Genomic DNA, 13,817 nt, shown 5'->3' with positions numbered 1-13,817 from the left:
ATCAGTTGATAACCTTTAACTACCGCGCATAAAAAGGCCCTCATATATGATGAGGGCTTTTTTATTGTCTTTAACCGCTTTAAATTTAAAGGGTGAAAAATCTGGTAACGCCTTATTTTACTTTTAATAGCTCAACGGTAAAGATAAGCGTACTGTTAGGCTCGATACCAGCATTACCCGCTTCGCCATAAGCGATATCAGATGGGATATAGAATTCGTATTTGCCGCCCTCTTTCATCAACTGTAGACCTTCTGTCCAGCCAGCGATGACTTGGTTAAGTGGGAATTCAATTGGCTCACCGCGCTCATAAGAGCTGTCAAATACCGTGCCATCAAGCAACTTACCTTCGTAGTTGACTTCGACCACGTCAGTCGCTTTTGGCGATTTGCCAGTACCAGCGGTCAATACTTTATATTGCAAACCAGAAGCGGTGGTTTTCACGCCTTCTTTTTTACCATTTTCTGCTAAGAATGCCGCACCTTTGGTTTTGTTATCTTCAGCTTTGCCTTCCATCTCTTTGACGAACTTTTCTTCTTGTTCTTTTTGATAAGTCATCAACACTTCTTGCATTTGCTCTTGCGTCAATGCTGAGTCCTTACCTTCGTAGCCATCGCGGAAGCCTTTTTCAAAGGTATCAAGGTTCAGATCGCCGACCGCTTCTTTATTACCTTCTGCCATCATATAACCCAAGCTGTAACCCACTTTTTCATTGGCTGGGCTTTTTTCAGTCACTGAAACGCTTTTGCTGGCGCTTTCTTTATTGCCATTACTAGCATTACAGCCGGTAACTAATAACATCGCACTAGCAAGGGCACTAATGCTTAAGGTAGTAATTTTTTTCATAGAATACTCTCAAATTGTAAGGATAGTGGCGAGATGTCACATTGTTCTATCATAGCAAATCTTAGTTTTAGGAGCTACGATTCCCTTGAAATTATCGGTCAAATGTACAGTCTGTGTTAATATCTGCCGCCAAATTAACAACTTATCACACAACTATAGTAAGCCGTTAAGCTTTCTGTCTTTAAATACCTCATTACATCAGCTAAGCTAAATTGGTTAAGGTAAGAAGTAACAGAAAGTAGATTTTGTTAACAATCTGCACAGAATGTTGGCTCGGGTCTTATAAAAAACACTTCTTGAATAATATCAATTAAAAATATTAATAATTAGCCATGGGTTCGTTACCAATAATCAGGCTTATATTGTAGAGCAGAGATTATTTGATAAGGAATGCATGATCATTAAAGGAGGACAGGATGAATCCAATGTATACATCGTTCAACGGTTATCTGGGTGGCCCTATTGGTTCCATCATCGGCGCTATTTTAATTTTTATCATTGGTTGGCTTGTGGCACTGGGTATCGCTGCCCTTGTACGTGGTGTGTTGTCAAAAGTAAATCTTAACCAACGCATGAATTCTTCAACCGGTAAAAGCTACGATTTAGAAGGCATTATCTCAAAAATCGTCTTTTGGTTTATTTTCATCATTGCGATTTCAGGCGCGTTAAGTCAGCTGAATCTAAATTCTATCTCAGCGCCATTCGCTAATATGGTCAATCAAGTCTTGACCTTTATTCCAAACCTTATCGCCGCGATTGCTGTTGGTGTGATTGGTTGGGTCATTGCGACCGTTGCGCGTACTGCCATTAACGCAGCATTAGCAAAAACATCAATGGATGAGCGTTTAAGTGCCAAGGCAGGCGTAAAACCAATGAGCAGCACCATTGCTGATATGGTTTACTGGTTCATCCTTTTGGTTGTATTGACCATGGTACTTGGTCAGTTAGAGCTTGATGGTTTATTTGCGCCATTGACCAATATGGTTGATAAAATCTTTAGCTTTATTCCTAATATTCTTATTGCTGGTGTGGTCTTCGTGGTGGGTTATATCATCGCCAAAGTCGTACGCGGCATTGTGACCAACTTAGTTTCTACTTTCGATGTACAGAAGCTTGCATCAAAAGCAGGTCTAAGCGAACAAAACAGCTTGCCTAATATCGCAGGTTCATTAGCGTTTTTAGTGGTTATCATCCCAACGATTATTGCCGCTTTAAATGCGCTAAAAATCGATGTGATTGCGCGCCCTGCAACCAACATGCTGAACAAAATCATGGAAGCATTGCCAAATATCTTTATGGCAGCAGCGATTTTAATCGTGACCTTCTATGTGGTACGTATGGTCGCTAACATCATCAAAGGTTTGATCGAAAACACTCAAATCAACCAATTACCTGCGAAAGTTGGTCTGCAAGAAACCATGGGTGATAAGAAGATTTCTGATCTTGTCAGTTATGCAATTATCTTCTTTGCCATGCTATTTGCTGCGATTGCCGCCGCTGATCTATTAGGTTTCGAGCCTATCTCAGCCATCATCGCTATGTTTATTGCTTTTGGTGCCAATATTATTTTGGGCGCAATCATTCTGTTCATTGGTTTTTGGCTTGCCAATATCATCGCTGGTGTCGTTGAGCGCTCTGAACAAGGTTCGCAGTTCTTAGCAAACATTGTACGTGTCTTAATCATGGGCCTAGTACTGGCGATGGGTTTAAAAGCGATGGGTATCGCTGATTCTATCGTTAACTTAGCATTCGGTCTAACCTTAGGTGCGGTTGCGGTTGCATTTGCCCTATCATTTGGTCTTGGCGGTCAAGAAGCAGCTGCTCGCTTCCTACGTAAAATGCAAGATAAGATGGACAGAGAACGTGACGAAGAAAAAGCGAAATCTGCTCTGACGCCAAACTCATCGACGCAAGATAAAGTTGCCGCGTCAGTGCGTGAGAATACGCCAACGGCTAAGCCTGCGACTACGTCAACTCCTGATATTCATACCGATATCGTTGATACAACACGAGTGAATACGGACACTATCAATACTTCTGACATCAACAACACTGCCAATACTAACGTAAATAACAACGTTAATGATGGTAGTATCACTGATGATGATATTGCTAACAATAACATCCTGCCTGGTAGCGGTTTATACGACGATACCAATAATAAATAAGCAGTGATTATATTTTAAGTACAAAAAAGACAGCCTAGGCTGTCTTTTTTTATACGCGTTTATAAATATTTCTAACGAGGTATAGTGAGTGAAAAGCAATATCGATACATCATTCACTGCTGATATTAATTTTTCTTGCTTGCTGTGTCTGCGCAGACAGAGGCTACAAAAAATTGATATCAGCAATACCTTAGCGTTTTTAGGATATTTTAACGATAGCTAGAACAAAGCGCATTTTATGTTTGGTTCTGCTCCCACTATCGGTTTAGATTTTGCTGTTGCAGCTGCTGTATTTGTTTGGTCAGCTGGCGCTCGCGTTGGCTCATGGCAGCAACTGGCTGTATCCATAAATCAATATCGATAAAGGTCTCATTCGCCTTATCAATGAAATCTATACCGAGTACAATCACGTGATGCAGCTCCGCTATCGGTAAGCGCGTGGCCACATCCAAAGCGATTTTCGCAAGGTTTGGCTGTATGGTTTGTTTACTATGTTGCCCTTTGACATCTTGCCCATAAAATATCAGCATATAATGCCGACCTAAAGACTCATAAGAATGATGATGGACGACATAGCCTTGTTCTCGTAATTGCTGTTGTTGTTTGGGATGTTTATACAAGGTACCAATCAGCTCATGGCGTGAAAACAAAGACTCATCGAGTATTTGCTGCTGCCAATATGCAAGATTTATTGCCGAGAAATCTTGCATATTCTTTTTTTGCCCATTATCGCTATACCGCTTTAGCATTTGGCTAATCATTTGCGACCATAACACAGCCGCTTGCGCCATATGCTGTTGATACATTTGGCTGGTGGTACTCTGACTTTTTTGCGCTAGCGCCATCGCAATCAAGGCGGAATTTGGCTTATCTTGCATCTTATATTTAATCAGCGCGTTGTCTATAGCGATAGCCTGCGCAAATACGGCAGGGTTATTTAGAAAACCAGCAATCATCGCCTCTTCAGACTTAAGACTATCTATACGTCTGTTATCAGTATGTTGCCATTGCTCTAAACGGTATTGTAAAAATCGCCATAGCTCGCATGGCGTATGCAGCGCCCTTAATATCAATTGCCAATCATGCCAGCCAAACAGCTGTAATGGCGGTTCGCTTACATTGATTTCTAAACTTAAACCGTCTATAAACGCATTGCTAATAAGGTTATTTTTTACACGTTTACTTGTGTTCTGATAAATGTTTCTAAATTGAATATCAAAAACCACAGCATATGTCGTCGCTTCTATCTTATCTTTGTACCTAGTTAAATAGTCGTTGCGCCATGCCGAAATCGATTCAATAGCCGTTTTACGTACGTTTTCAATATGTCCTGCGACAATATCTTCAGGTAAATAAATGCTTAGATTTAATAGCTGCAACTGACCTAGGGGCAATTGATAGTCATATTTTTGCGCCTTATATTGGCCGTTATAACTAGTAACAAGCGCTTGAATAGTAGGCAGTTCAATCTCTAATACTTCAGATTGCAGGTAACAGGCTAACTCATCGCCAAGATAACCTTCATCAGATATCACCGTAGTCAAATTGGACACAGCCGCAACCTTTTCTTATTAGATAAATATAGCAATTTATACCTTGTCATAACTTTTAGCGATAAATTGAACAACATAAACGCCATTATACCTAGTCGCATTCATCGCAGTGAGTTGTTATGATGACATAAAAGCTAGCAGCTTTGCACCGCGTTTACTGGGCTATAAATTGCCACAGCACTTATGGGCTTGCTTAATATTTCCATTTATATAATAACACTCGTATGATAACAAGGACTGAACATCATGAAACGCTTTAAAGAAAAAACCGTCATCGTCACAGGCGCAGGCTCTGGTATCGGCCGCGCAACCGCCATTCGTTTTGCTCAAGAAGGCGCTAACGTGGTGTTAGTTGGACGCACCGCTGCCACCCTAGAGGAAACGGCAAAAGCGTTCCCACAAGATCGTACTTGGATTCATACTGATAATTTTTTGACCGTCGTCTGTGATATCAGCGTAGAGGCTCAAGTACAAGAAATGATGAAAAGAGTCGTCGATAAATTCGGCAAAATTGATGTCTTGGTAAACAATGCCGGCAAAGCCATGCAAGGCAAAATTACTGAGCTGTCTTCTGAAGATTGGAAATTGGCGATTGATGTCAATTTAAATGGCACTTTTTATGTCTGTCAGGCTGCCATGCCGCATTTGATTGCAAGTAAAGGCAATATAGTCAATGTCTCGTCGCTTTCTGGCGTCGGTGGCGATTGGAATATGGCGGCTTATAATGCGGCCAAAGCCGGTATTAGCAACCTAACGCGTACGCTCGCGCTAGACCACGGCGCCGATGGCGTACGCGTCAACGCTGTCAATCCAAGCGTGACAGCAACTGAGATGACCACCGCTATTCAAGATAACGACAGCAAAACTGATAAATTCTTAGACCGCTGCCCACTTAAGCGGATGGCGAAACCAGAAGATATCGCCGCTACCATTACTTTTTTAGCCAGTGACGACGCCGCTATGATTACCGGTGTTAATTTGCCTGTTGATGGCGGAGTCAGTGCCTCTAATGGGCAACCGCATTTTTAGTAGCCAATCACCTACTAGAACCATTTAATAGCAAACTTAAATGTTTAACATTAAAAAAGCCTCTGATAGCCCAACTATCAGAGGCTTTTTGATTGCAATCGTTATTAAAAATTATAAAAGCGTTAGTCAGCTAAATGATTGATATCCTGTAGTGGCTGCGATAATCGCTCAGGATATCGCGGTACAACGCCGCGATACTGCGCATATATTTTTGGCAAATCGACGTCGATATCTCCTGTCGGATAGACGGGCGACATAAAGCGTATTTCTTTGGTTTTATAGTCCATCGCTACGGGTAAAATCGGCACGCCGGCACCTAATGCCAAATAATAAAAGCCAGTCTTCCAGTCTTTGGTATATTGGCGTGTACCTTCTGGCGCTAAGCCTAAAAATAGCGGTTTGCCAGTTTTAAATTTATCAATACTCGCCTGCAGCACCGAGCCTTTATTACCACGGTCAATAGGAATGACGCCAATCCACTTTAACAGCTGTGCAAACAACGGCACCTTAAATAGCGTATGCTTGCCCATGATGCTAATTTTTAAATCTAGAGCAAATAAGCTTGGTATGGCGTAAATACCATCGACGTTGGAGGTATGCGGCAGCGCCAAAACCACCGCCTGCGGGATATTTGGAATCTCGCCCACGGTACGCCAGCCTGCTGCTTTTAACAATACCGAGCCAATCTTTGGCGCAAACTTATTACCACGTTTTGGTACTAAATCACCTAACTGCTTTTTGCTCAAACTTGGTAGTACTTTTGAGCGCGTAGGATTAGAAGCAGCCGCTTTAGAACGCTTAAAAAATTTTGATGTCATGACGGCACCATATAGTAAAAGATACCTCTATAATATCATTAAGCGTCTGCTACTACATTGAATTTTATAGGCTATTATCACCTACCAGCTCACTTTTTTATCTACTTATATATAGTGAGCGAAAAGTAATATCGTTAGATCGCGCACTGCTGATATCAATTTTTTTTGCTTTCTGTTCTTACGCAGACAGAGGCTACAAAAAATTGATAACAGCAATACCGTAACGTTTTTAGAATATTTTGACTATACCTAAAATATAAGAATAAAAAGTAAAGCACACAAATCTATAAAGCAGCTATCAGATAACTGCTAAATTACCTTTATGCTCAAGCCATGACTTACGATCAGACGCGCGTTTTTTAGCGAGCAGCATATCCATGACACTATTGGTTAATATCATATCGTCCATATCTAACTGTACCAAACGGCGGGTATCGCGGTTCATGGTGGTCTCGCGCAGCTGTTCGGCACTCATTTCACCCAAACCTTTAAAGCGCGTAATTTGGGCTTTTTTATTGCCCGGTACATTGGCCAATATGTGCTCAAGTTCTGACTCATCTAACGCATAATGTACCTCTTTACCGACATCAACGCGGTACAGCGGCGGCATCGCGACGAATAAATGACCGGCATCAACCAACGCTGGGAAATGCTTAACAAATAACGCACAGATAAGCGTGGCAATATGGAGACCATCAGAGTCAGCATCAGCCAAAATACATATTTTGTCATAGCGCAGCTCAGATAAATCATCCGACGCTGGATCAACCCCAATGGCGATGGCAATATCATGAATCTCTTGGCTTGATAATACCGTATCTGACGACACTTCCCACGTATTTAAAATCTTACCGCGCAATGGCAATATCGCTTGATAGTGACGGTCGCGTGCTTGCTTGGCACTACCGCCTGCCGAATCCCCTTCAACCAAAAATAGCTCTGCGCCGTCACGTAAATCACCGCGACAATCCGCCAACTTCCCAGGCAATGCAGGCCCTTGAGTAATTTTTTTACGCGCCACTTTTTTGGCTGATTTTAGGCGGCGACCGGCTTTATTAATCGCCAATTCTGCAATCTGTGTGCCCATCTCGGCATGTTGATTGAGCCACAAACTAAAAGCATCTTTTGCTAGTGTTTGTACCGCGCCTGCCGCTTCACGGCTAGAAAGCCGCTCTTTGGTTTGACCAGAAAACTGCGGCTCAGAAAACTTGAGCGACAAGATATAATTGACGCCGTCCCAGACATCTTCGGCTGTTAATTTAACATTACGAGGCAGTAGATTATGGATATCGCAAAACTCACGTAGGGCCTCTAAAATACCAGTACGTAAGCCATTAACATGCGTACCGCCCTGTGCGGTTGGGATAAGATTGACATAGCTTTCTTGAATCGGCGTGCCACCATCCGGCAACCAAGACAAAGCAAAGGTGATAGCCGCACGCTCACCAGCTTTCGCCTCATGATTGTAATAAAATGGTGCTTCTGGTAAGGTTTCTAAACCATCTAGCTGCTCGTTTAGATACTCAACCACCCCATCGGTAAATTGCCAAACCACTTTTTCATTATTGATATCATCGACAAACTCAATTGTCAGACCAGCGGCTAGAACCGCTTTGGCTTTTAGATTGTGTTTCAGCTGCTTAACGTTAAACTTTGGCGTATCAAAGAAACTACCATCGGCCCAAAACTTAACTCTAGTGCCACGCTTACGTTTATTGGAGCTGACCGTTTCGGTTAAAGAGGTGACCGCTGCGCCATTCTCAAAGGCCATCTCGAACTGCGTACTATCGCGCCAAACCGTTACTTCAACTCGCGTTGATAACGCGTTGACGACAGAGATACCCACACCATGCAAACCGCCCGACACCTCATAGTTGGAAGTTGAAAACTTACCACCCGCATGCAAACGGGTCAAAATCAGCTCAATACCTGATTGGCCAAATTCAGGATGGATATCGGTTGGCATACCGCGGCCATCATCTTCGACCGATAGCGAGCCATCACTATGCAGCTGCACCTTGATGGTTTTTGCATAGCCCGCCAACGCTTCGTCGACTGAGTTATCAATGACCTCTTGGGCTAAATGATTAGGGCGCGTGGTGTCAGTGTACATCCCAGGGCGACGACGAACAGGCTCCAGCCCTTCTAAAACTTCTAACGATTGCGCATTATATTGACTCACAAATGCATCCTTAATTATTCATGTGCGATTAATTCTATTAACCCATTATAACGAAAAACAGTGGCCTTAAGGTCAATACTCATTTGCTTACGTCAGATAATGTCGTTTAGTTAAATCCGTGTGAGACTTTGCAGCATCTCAATCACCGTAGGTAATTGCACAATAAAGTCACTAAAGCGATGATCGCCACCCGTTTGCATCGTTACGCTTGCTCCTTGCGTTTGATAAAACTGTTTAGACAGTTCAGGATTAAGCAGCTCATCTCCTTCCTTAATGAGGACAGCAATTTTATTAGGATAATTAACGGTTGATAGTTGGTGCGCTGCAAACCATTGCAAATCTGTTCGAGTAATATCCCAACCGCCCGCTGTTGCATGAATAACCTGCTTGCCCAAATCCTCGTCTTTAACATTGTTTTTTAGCGCAAAATCTTTGGCAAACCGCTGCAAAGTAATATGGGGCTGGATGCTTGGATTTAATAATAGCGCTGGGCAACCGGTATGATTGCTAACCACAGTAGAAAAATAACCGCCTAAGGAGCTACCGACCAGTACGGTAGAAAAAAATTTATTTGGCTTATCTTGCGCCTTTTTATTTTGACCGTCTAAACGTTCAATTAACGAGAGTATTTGCTTAAAAACTTGCTCAGGAGTCTTGTTCAAATCAGGTCGTAATACCTTGATATCGGGATGATACTTTTGGCAATAATCCTCCAATAATTTGCCTTTCGTAGAGTTGGCATCACTGTCTAAGCCATGGATATAAATAATATTCACGTAGAATCTCACTGATTGGTTTTGTTATGATTGCTGTATATGGCGGTGCAAAACTTAGCATAGCACTGACGCCACAAAAACAGTAACGATAAAATGGCACAGTATTATTCGCTATTTGCGCCATAATAGTATTTACGGTGAGACGAGACAAGCAATCGGGCAAGTTAAAGGAATAACGTAATAGCGATGGAGCCGCCATGAATCAGCAGTTTGAACTGTTCGAGATTGCCAATCCATGCATTGGTGTTTGCCAAAGCAATAAAAAGGGCTACTGCTTTGGCTGCCTGCGTAGCCGTCCTGAGCGCCAGCTATGGCATGAGATGACGACCGAACAGCGCCGCGAAGTACTAAGGCTTATAGCAGGGCGTAGGCAACGTATCGAGCAGCTACGACAGCGTAAAGGCGAGCAACTGGGCTTTGATTTTGATGAGACAATAGAGACAGGAAGATTATTTTAACAAAAATGAAAGGTTAATATATACTTAATATTTAAAGGTAGTAATGTAAAAAAACTACATAGTATTCTATTGAAATTTATTTTATTATCACTATATACAAGTAAATGAATATTGATAAACCAAATGGTTTTTAAGGATAATATAATGAATCATACTGTCAGGTCTGATATAAAAGACACAGTGAAAAATTCGCGCCAAATTGAATACCTTTACGCTGGCGTCGATACCCAAGACGGTGCTGGGGTTAAGCTGACACGGGTACTGACCCAGCAGCTACAAGAGCGTCTTGACCCGTATTTGATGTTAGACAACTTTAAAAGCGATAATCCAGACGACTATGTTGCCGGTTTCCCCAATCATCCGCATCGTGGTTTTGAAACCATTACCTATATGATTACTGGTCGTATGCGCCACCGCGACAGCGCCGGTAACGAAGGGCTATTACAAAATGGCGGCGTCCAATGGATGACGGCGGCGAGCGGTGTGATTCATTCAGAATTGCCTGAACAAGAAAACGGCGCAATGGAAGGTTTTCAGCTTTGGCTTAACCTACCTGCTAAAGATAAAATGAATGACCCTTGGTATAAAGATTTCCAAAGTGACGATTTGCCAAAATATAGCACGGAAGATGGCGTAGACGTCACGGTAATTGCGGGTCAATCGCATGGTATTGAAGGCGCGGTCACACGCGACATCACTGAGCCGAGTTATTTGGATATCCATCTACCAGCAGGAACGAGTTTTAGTCAGGCGATTCCGGCTGACCATAATGCTTTTGTTTTTGTCTATCGCGGTACCATAGAGATTGCAGGCGAAACGGTACCAACTAAAACCATGGCTATTCTTGAAAATAACGCGGATACTGATGGCGTTACCATTACAGCCGATAGTAGTGAGGATACCAAAGTGATTTTAATCACTGGTCGCCCACTAGGCGAACCGATTGTGCAATATGGCCCCTTTGTGATGAACAATCAGCAAGAAATCATGCAAGCGGTTACTGATTTTCAAAGTGGTAAATTTGGTGAAGGCGCTTAAAGCTTAGCTATTAGCTAAGCTTTAGCCTTGTTTATTTAAAATACTCTCTTGAATGTCAAAGCCCGTATTAGTTCGCTAATACGGGCTTTTTTTATGATAAGAAAAGCAAATCTGCTGCTTTAACCATGAACTTAAACTGTCTAGTTGCACGGAGTAACCGCTCTCATCACCTAGAATGACTCATTGGCAAACTTAAGCCACATCAACTTGGCGTTCACGGCGATAGTGACGTAACTGATGCTCCAAGCGCCGACCCTCACTAAAAGCGGATACCCGCTTTAAATAGCCAATGATACGCGTAGCATGATCAACATCGTTTGAGCCACAAGCCTCACAGTGATAAAGGGTACGCTTATCAATATGCTGACACTCATTGCAAATGGTGATACGCACGTTAATACAAAAGTACTGACACCCTGTGGTTGCCGCAATATCTAGTAATTTACGATACTGCTGCTTATCGAGAGTTTCATCCAAATTCAAATGTAAGGCCGAGCCACCATCGAGCCACTGCGTGAGCTCACGCCCATGCAGCATAAACTTATCCAAGGTATTGGTTGTTTCATCCTCTACCAGATACAGATAGGAGTTATAGCACTCACGCTGCACTTCATAGCCATCTCGTTTGTCCCATTTGGCATTTTTAACGCCTAAGTTTTCTGCGGGTACAAACTCAGTATTAAATTTCAAACCATACTGAATACTGGCTTTTCGATTTTCATCATAAATGGTTTTTAGGATGTCGTTAACGAAAGTATGATATTGCTGATTATTACCGACTACTATGCCTTGACTCTCCGCCGCTTCTGCCATGCCATTGATACCGAGCGTCAAGAACTGCTTATCTAGTTGAATAAACCCTGCATCATAAACAGGTAACATGCCAGATGCTTGATATTGTTCCATCAGTTTACGATAACTGACCTGATACTTATGAATTTTTTGTACCTCTGCCGCCAAATCTTGTCCATTTTGAATCATACGATTTAGATTAAGGGTGATAACATTGATTGAGCCGGTAGCCACGCCACCTGCGCCCAAAGTATAAGAGAAACTGTGATCAGTGATTTCATTGCGCAGACGACAACAAGAGGCTAAAGAATCCGGATTATCACTTTGATAAATAAAGAAGCTGTTTTTTTCTGCCAACTCGGTCGCTAGCATATCGGCATATTCTTCATCTTTACATTTACCGTTTTCAGTTAGCATAGCGCAGGTAACGACCGGGAAGGTTAAGATTGCACGCTTACGCTCTTCATTAAACCAGATTAAGAAATACGCCTGTAGCTGTTTAATCGTTTCCCAGCACGTTCTTTCACCATCAGGAAACACAAAGTTGGCAAACATGGCATCGAAATAATGTTCGTCGTATAAAGAGATATTCCAAAACGCGCTCTGATAGCCACGCGCAGCAGCAGGTTGATTAATGGAATAAACCACTTGCTGGAAACAATTTTCAATCAATGATTTATGAGTGTTTAAATAATCACTACCATGGTCTTTACGAGCAAAGTAATCGAAATAGGCAAGAAACTCAACCGTTGCCACTGCTCCCGCGAATTGCGAACTAATGGCAAATATCAAGTTAATGAAAGAGCCACAAAACGACGCTAAGTGCTGCGGTGGACCGGCCTCACCTCCCAACTTCTTTAGGCCATCCAGCAAAAATGGATATAACGATACTGAGACGCAGTAAGGTTTTAGGCTGGTCTCGTCATGGACATAAATTTCATGAGCTTCAATTTGGCGCAAATACTCATCTGCCAAATCACTATCAAAACATGCGTGAATCTGCTGTTGTACTTGACTGCGATTAACCTGAATAAAGTAATCTTTCATAATTTCGCTTTCTAACGTGGCAATATTCTTTACCGTCACGTTGGCATTGGCGTCTACATGAGAGCCATCTGCTGCATTATTGGCTTGCATATAATCTTTGATAAAAAATAATTTATCGCCCAACTGCTCTGAATTCAACTTACTCATAATTCCTCCAAAACAAATGATTTAATACTTCACCGTTAGTACAATCGATAAACCTTTGATTAGTGGTTGGAATGTCTAAACCTCCAAGCTCCATAATCCATGGTCCTGTTTTTAGATAAGTTAGCTCTGCTTGCAAACTGGACGGTATGGCATCCAAGCCTGTGTACAGTGCCGTTTTCAATCCGGAGTGTCGAATCTGCTTGAGCGCAGACAACAAGGCGGACGGTTGCCATTCACCACCCATAAACAGCACACAGCTGATGAGACCTTTATAGCTTTCCAATAACCCCGCTAAAAAGTCATCAGTTAAAGGCGTACCTTTCTCTTTTTTCCACGTATCAGCACGACTACAACCTCGGCACATTAAAGGGCAGCCAGCAACGGTCAACGCTAAGCTAATCTCTGTTGGTACTTCTTGAAAAACAATGTCATATTCAACAATATTCAACATCACTACCCCTTAAACCAAATCGCGGATACCTATATATAGTATATACACCTTTCTTATAACACAATATGTGGGATATTTAATTTAAATACTGCTCAGTAACCATATCTAAATCAATAATTTAGCTATAAGAAACACACTAAAAATCTACTCTTTAAGCGATCAATTAGAAGAAAATTGAGAAATTATTTGGAATAAAATAATTTTTAAAGATAAGTTTGAAATCTATAGATATGAAAGACAGAGGTAGTAAGGAGTATTTTTAAATAAAGAAAAACCCTTTCATAACGGTATATGAAAAGGCTAGAAAGAATTGACTATAACTTCAGATAAGTAAAGTAAGCATTAGATAAGTAAAGTAAGCATTGGTTGGAGTAGGCAATTAATGGTTTTTTAAAAAACCCAAACAAAGAAAACCCCCTTACGCATTCACGTAAGGGGGTAATCGGAATAGAGAGCTGACGATGACCTACTCTCACATGGCCGGGGCCACACTACCATTGGCGCGATGATGTTT

At 41.9% G+C, this 13,817-nt stretch carries 11 protein-coding genes; 4 read left to right on the top strand and 7 right to left on the bottom strand.

The annotated features are described in order from the left end of the window. Positions 1-112: 112 nt before the first annotated feature. Positions 113-844 (bottom strand): FKBP-type peptidyl-prolyl cis-trans isomerase, encoded by a 732-nt coding sequence (locus JMX70_RS10340; protein ID WP_068406129.1) that lies wholly within the window; start codon positions 842-844, stop codon positions 113-115. A gap of 416 nt (positions 845-1,260) precedes the next feature. Here JMX70_RS10340 and JMX70_RS10335 point away from each other — a divergent pair, with 416 nt between their 5' ends. After that, complete coding sequence (locus JMX70_RS10335) at positions 1,261-3,012, top strand: mechanosensitive ion channel (RefSeq protein ID WP_201591872.1); 1,752 nt, start codon at positions 1,261-1,263, stop codon at positions 3,010-3,012. A gap of 257 nt (positions 3,013-3,269) precedes the next feature. On the opposite strand, the gene JMX70_RS10330 is transcribed toward JMX70_RS10335, so the two are convergent. After that, positions 3,270-4,565 carry a hypothetical protein gene (locus tag JMX70_RS10330; RefSeq protein WP_201591869.1) on the bottom strand — a complete coding sequence of 432 codons (1,296 nt, stop codon included), beginning with the start codon at positions 4,563-4,565 and terminating at the stop codon, positions 3,270-3,272. A 246-nt stretch (positions 4,566-4,811) separates the two neighbouring features. Here JMX70_RS10330 and JMX70_RS10325 point away from each other — a divergent pair, with 246 nt between their 5' ends. Further along, positions 4,812-5,594: an SDR family NAD(P)-dependent oxidoreductase gene (locus JMX70_RS10325; protein ID WP_144298020.1), complete on the top strand. Its 783-nt coding sequence runs from the start codon at positions 4,812-4,814 to the stop codon at positions 5,592-5,594. 122 nt (positions 5,595-5,716) lie between these two features. On the opposite strand, the gene JMX70_RS10320 is transcribed toward JMX70_RS10325, so the two are convergent. From JMX70_RS10320 to JMX70_RS10310, 3 genes are all read right to left on the bottom strand, one after another. Beyond that, positions 5,717-6,412 carry a lysophospholipid acyltransferase family protein gene (locus tag JMX70_RS10320; RefSeq protein WP_201591866.1) on the bottom strand — a complete coding sequence of 232 codons (696 nt, stop codon included), beginning with the start codon at positions 6,410-6,412 and terminating at the stop codon, positions 5,717-5,719. A 298-nt stretch (positions 6,413-6,710) separates the two neighbouring features. Then, on the bottom strand, positions 6,711-8,594 hold the full coding sequence (parE, locus tag JMX70_RS10315; RefSeq protein ID WP_068406145.1) for a DNA topoisomerase IV subunit B: 1,884 nt from the start codon (positions 8,592-8,594) through the stop codon (positions 6,711-6,713). A 110-nt stretch (positions 8,595-8,704) separates the two neighbouring features. Beyond that, on the bottom strand, positions 8,705-9,370 hold the full coding sequence (locus JMX70_RS10310; protein ID WP_201591863.1) for a YqiA/YcfP family alpha/beta fold hydrolase: 666 nt from the start codon (positions 9,368-9,370) through the stop codon (positions 8,705-8,707). A gap of 197 nt (positions 9,371-9,567) precedes the next feature. Here JMX70_RS10310 and JMX70_RS10305 point away from each other — a divergent pair, with 197 nt between their 5' ends. Both JMX70_RS10305 and JMX70_RS10300 read left to right on the top strand, forming a co-directional pair. Next, positions 9,568-9,828 carry a DUF1289 domain-containing protein gene (locus JMX70_RS10305; protein ID WP_201591860.1) on the top strand — a complete coding sequence of 87 codons (261 nt, stop codon included), beginning with the start codon at positions 9,568-9,570 and terminating at the stop codon, positions 9,826-9,828. A gap of 144 nt (positions 9,829-9,972) precedes the next feature. Continuing rightward, the gene (locus tag JMX70_RS10300) at positions 9,973-10,866 is read left to right on the top strand and encodes a pirin family protein (protein WP_201591857.1); all 894 of its coding nucleotides are present in this window, start codon (positions 9,973-9,975) and stop codon (positions 10,864-10,866) included. Positions 10,867-11,058: 192 nt separating this feature from the next. On the opposite strand, the gene nrdD is transcribed toward JMX70_RS10300, so the two are convergent. Continuing rightward, the gene (gene nrdD, locus JMX70_RS10295; protein WP_201591854.1) at positions 11,059-12,852 is read right to left on the bottom strand and encodes an anaerobic ribonucleoside-triphosphate reductase; all 1,794 of its coding nucleotides are present in this window, start codon (positions 12,850-12,852) and stop codon (positions 11,059-11,061) included. After that, on the bottom strand, positions 12,845-13,303 hold the full coding sequence (gene nrdG / locus JMX70_RS10290) for an anaerobic ribonucleoside-triphosphate reductase activating protein (RefSeq protein ID WP_050324481.1): 459 nt from the start codon (positions 13,301-13,303) through the stop codon (positions 12,845-12,847). The genes nrdD and nrdG overlap by 8 nt, the downstream gene beginning before the upstream one ends. Positions 13,304-13,817: the final 514 nt, after the last annotated feature.

The sequence above is a fragment of the Psychrobacter pulmonis genome, assembly GCF_904846465.1.
GTDB lineage: Bacteria > Pseudomonadota > Gammaproteobacteria > Pseudomonadales > Moraxellaceae > Psychrobacter > Psychrobacter faecalis.
Note: the sequence above shows the minus strand (reverse complement) of the source record. Positions and strands in the feature narration are given on the sequence as shown.

Excerpts from the sequence above, each read along its gene's own strand:
- nrdG (WP_050324481.1), bottom strand. The coding sequence starts at position 13,303 with ATGTTGAATATTGTTGAATATGACATTGTTTTTCAAGAAGTACCAACA.
- JMX70_RS10305 (WP_201591860.1), top strand. The coding sequence starts at position 9,568 with ATGAATCAGCAGTTTGAACTGTTCGAGATTGCCAATCCATGCATTGGT.
- JMX70_RS10335 (WP_201591872.1), top strand. The coding sequence starts at position 1,261 with ATGAATCCAATGTATACATCGTTCAACGGTTATCTGGGTGGCCCTATT.
- JMX70_RS10320 (WP_201591866.1), bottom strand. The coding sequence starts at position 6,412 with ATGACATCAAAATTTTTTAAGCGTTCTAAAGCGGCTGCTTCTAATCCT.
- JMX70_RS10340 (WP_068406129.1), bottom strand. The coding sequence starts at position 844 with ATGAAAAAAATTACTACCTTAAGCATTAGTGCCCTTGCTAGTGCGATG.
- nrdD (WP_201591854.1), bottom strand. The coding sequence starts at position 12,852 with ATGAGTAAGTTGAATTCAGAGCAGTTGGGCGATAAATTATTTTTTATC.
- JMX70_RS10300 (WP_201591857.1), top strand. The coding sequence starts at position 9,973 with ATGAATCATACTGTCAGGTCTGATATAAAAGACACAGTGAAAAATTCG.
- JMX70_RS10325 (WP_144298020.1), top strand. The coding sequence starts at position 4,812 with ATGAAACGCTTTAAAGAAAAAACCGTCATCGTCACAGGCGCAGGCTCT.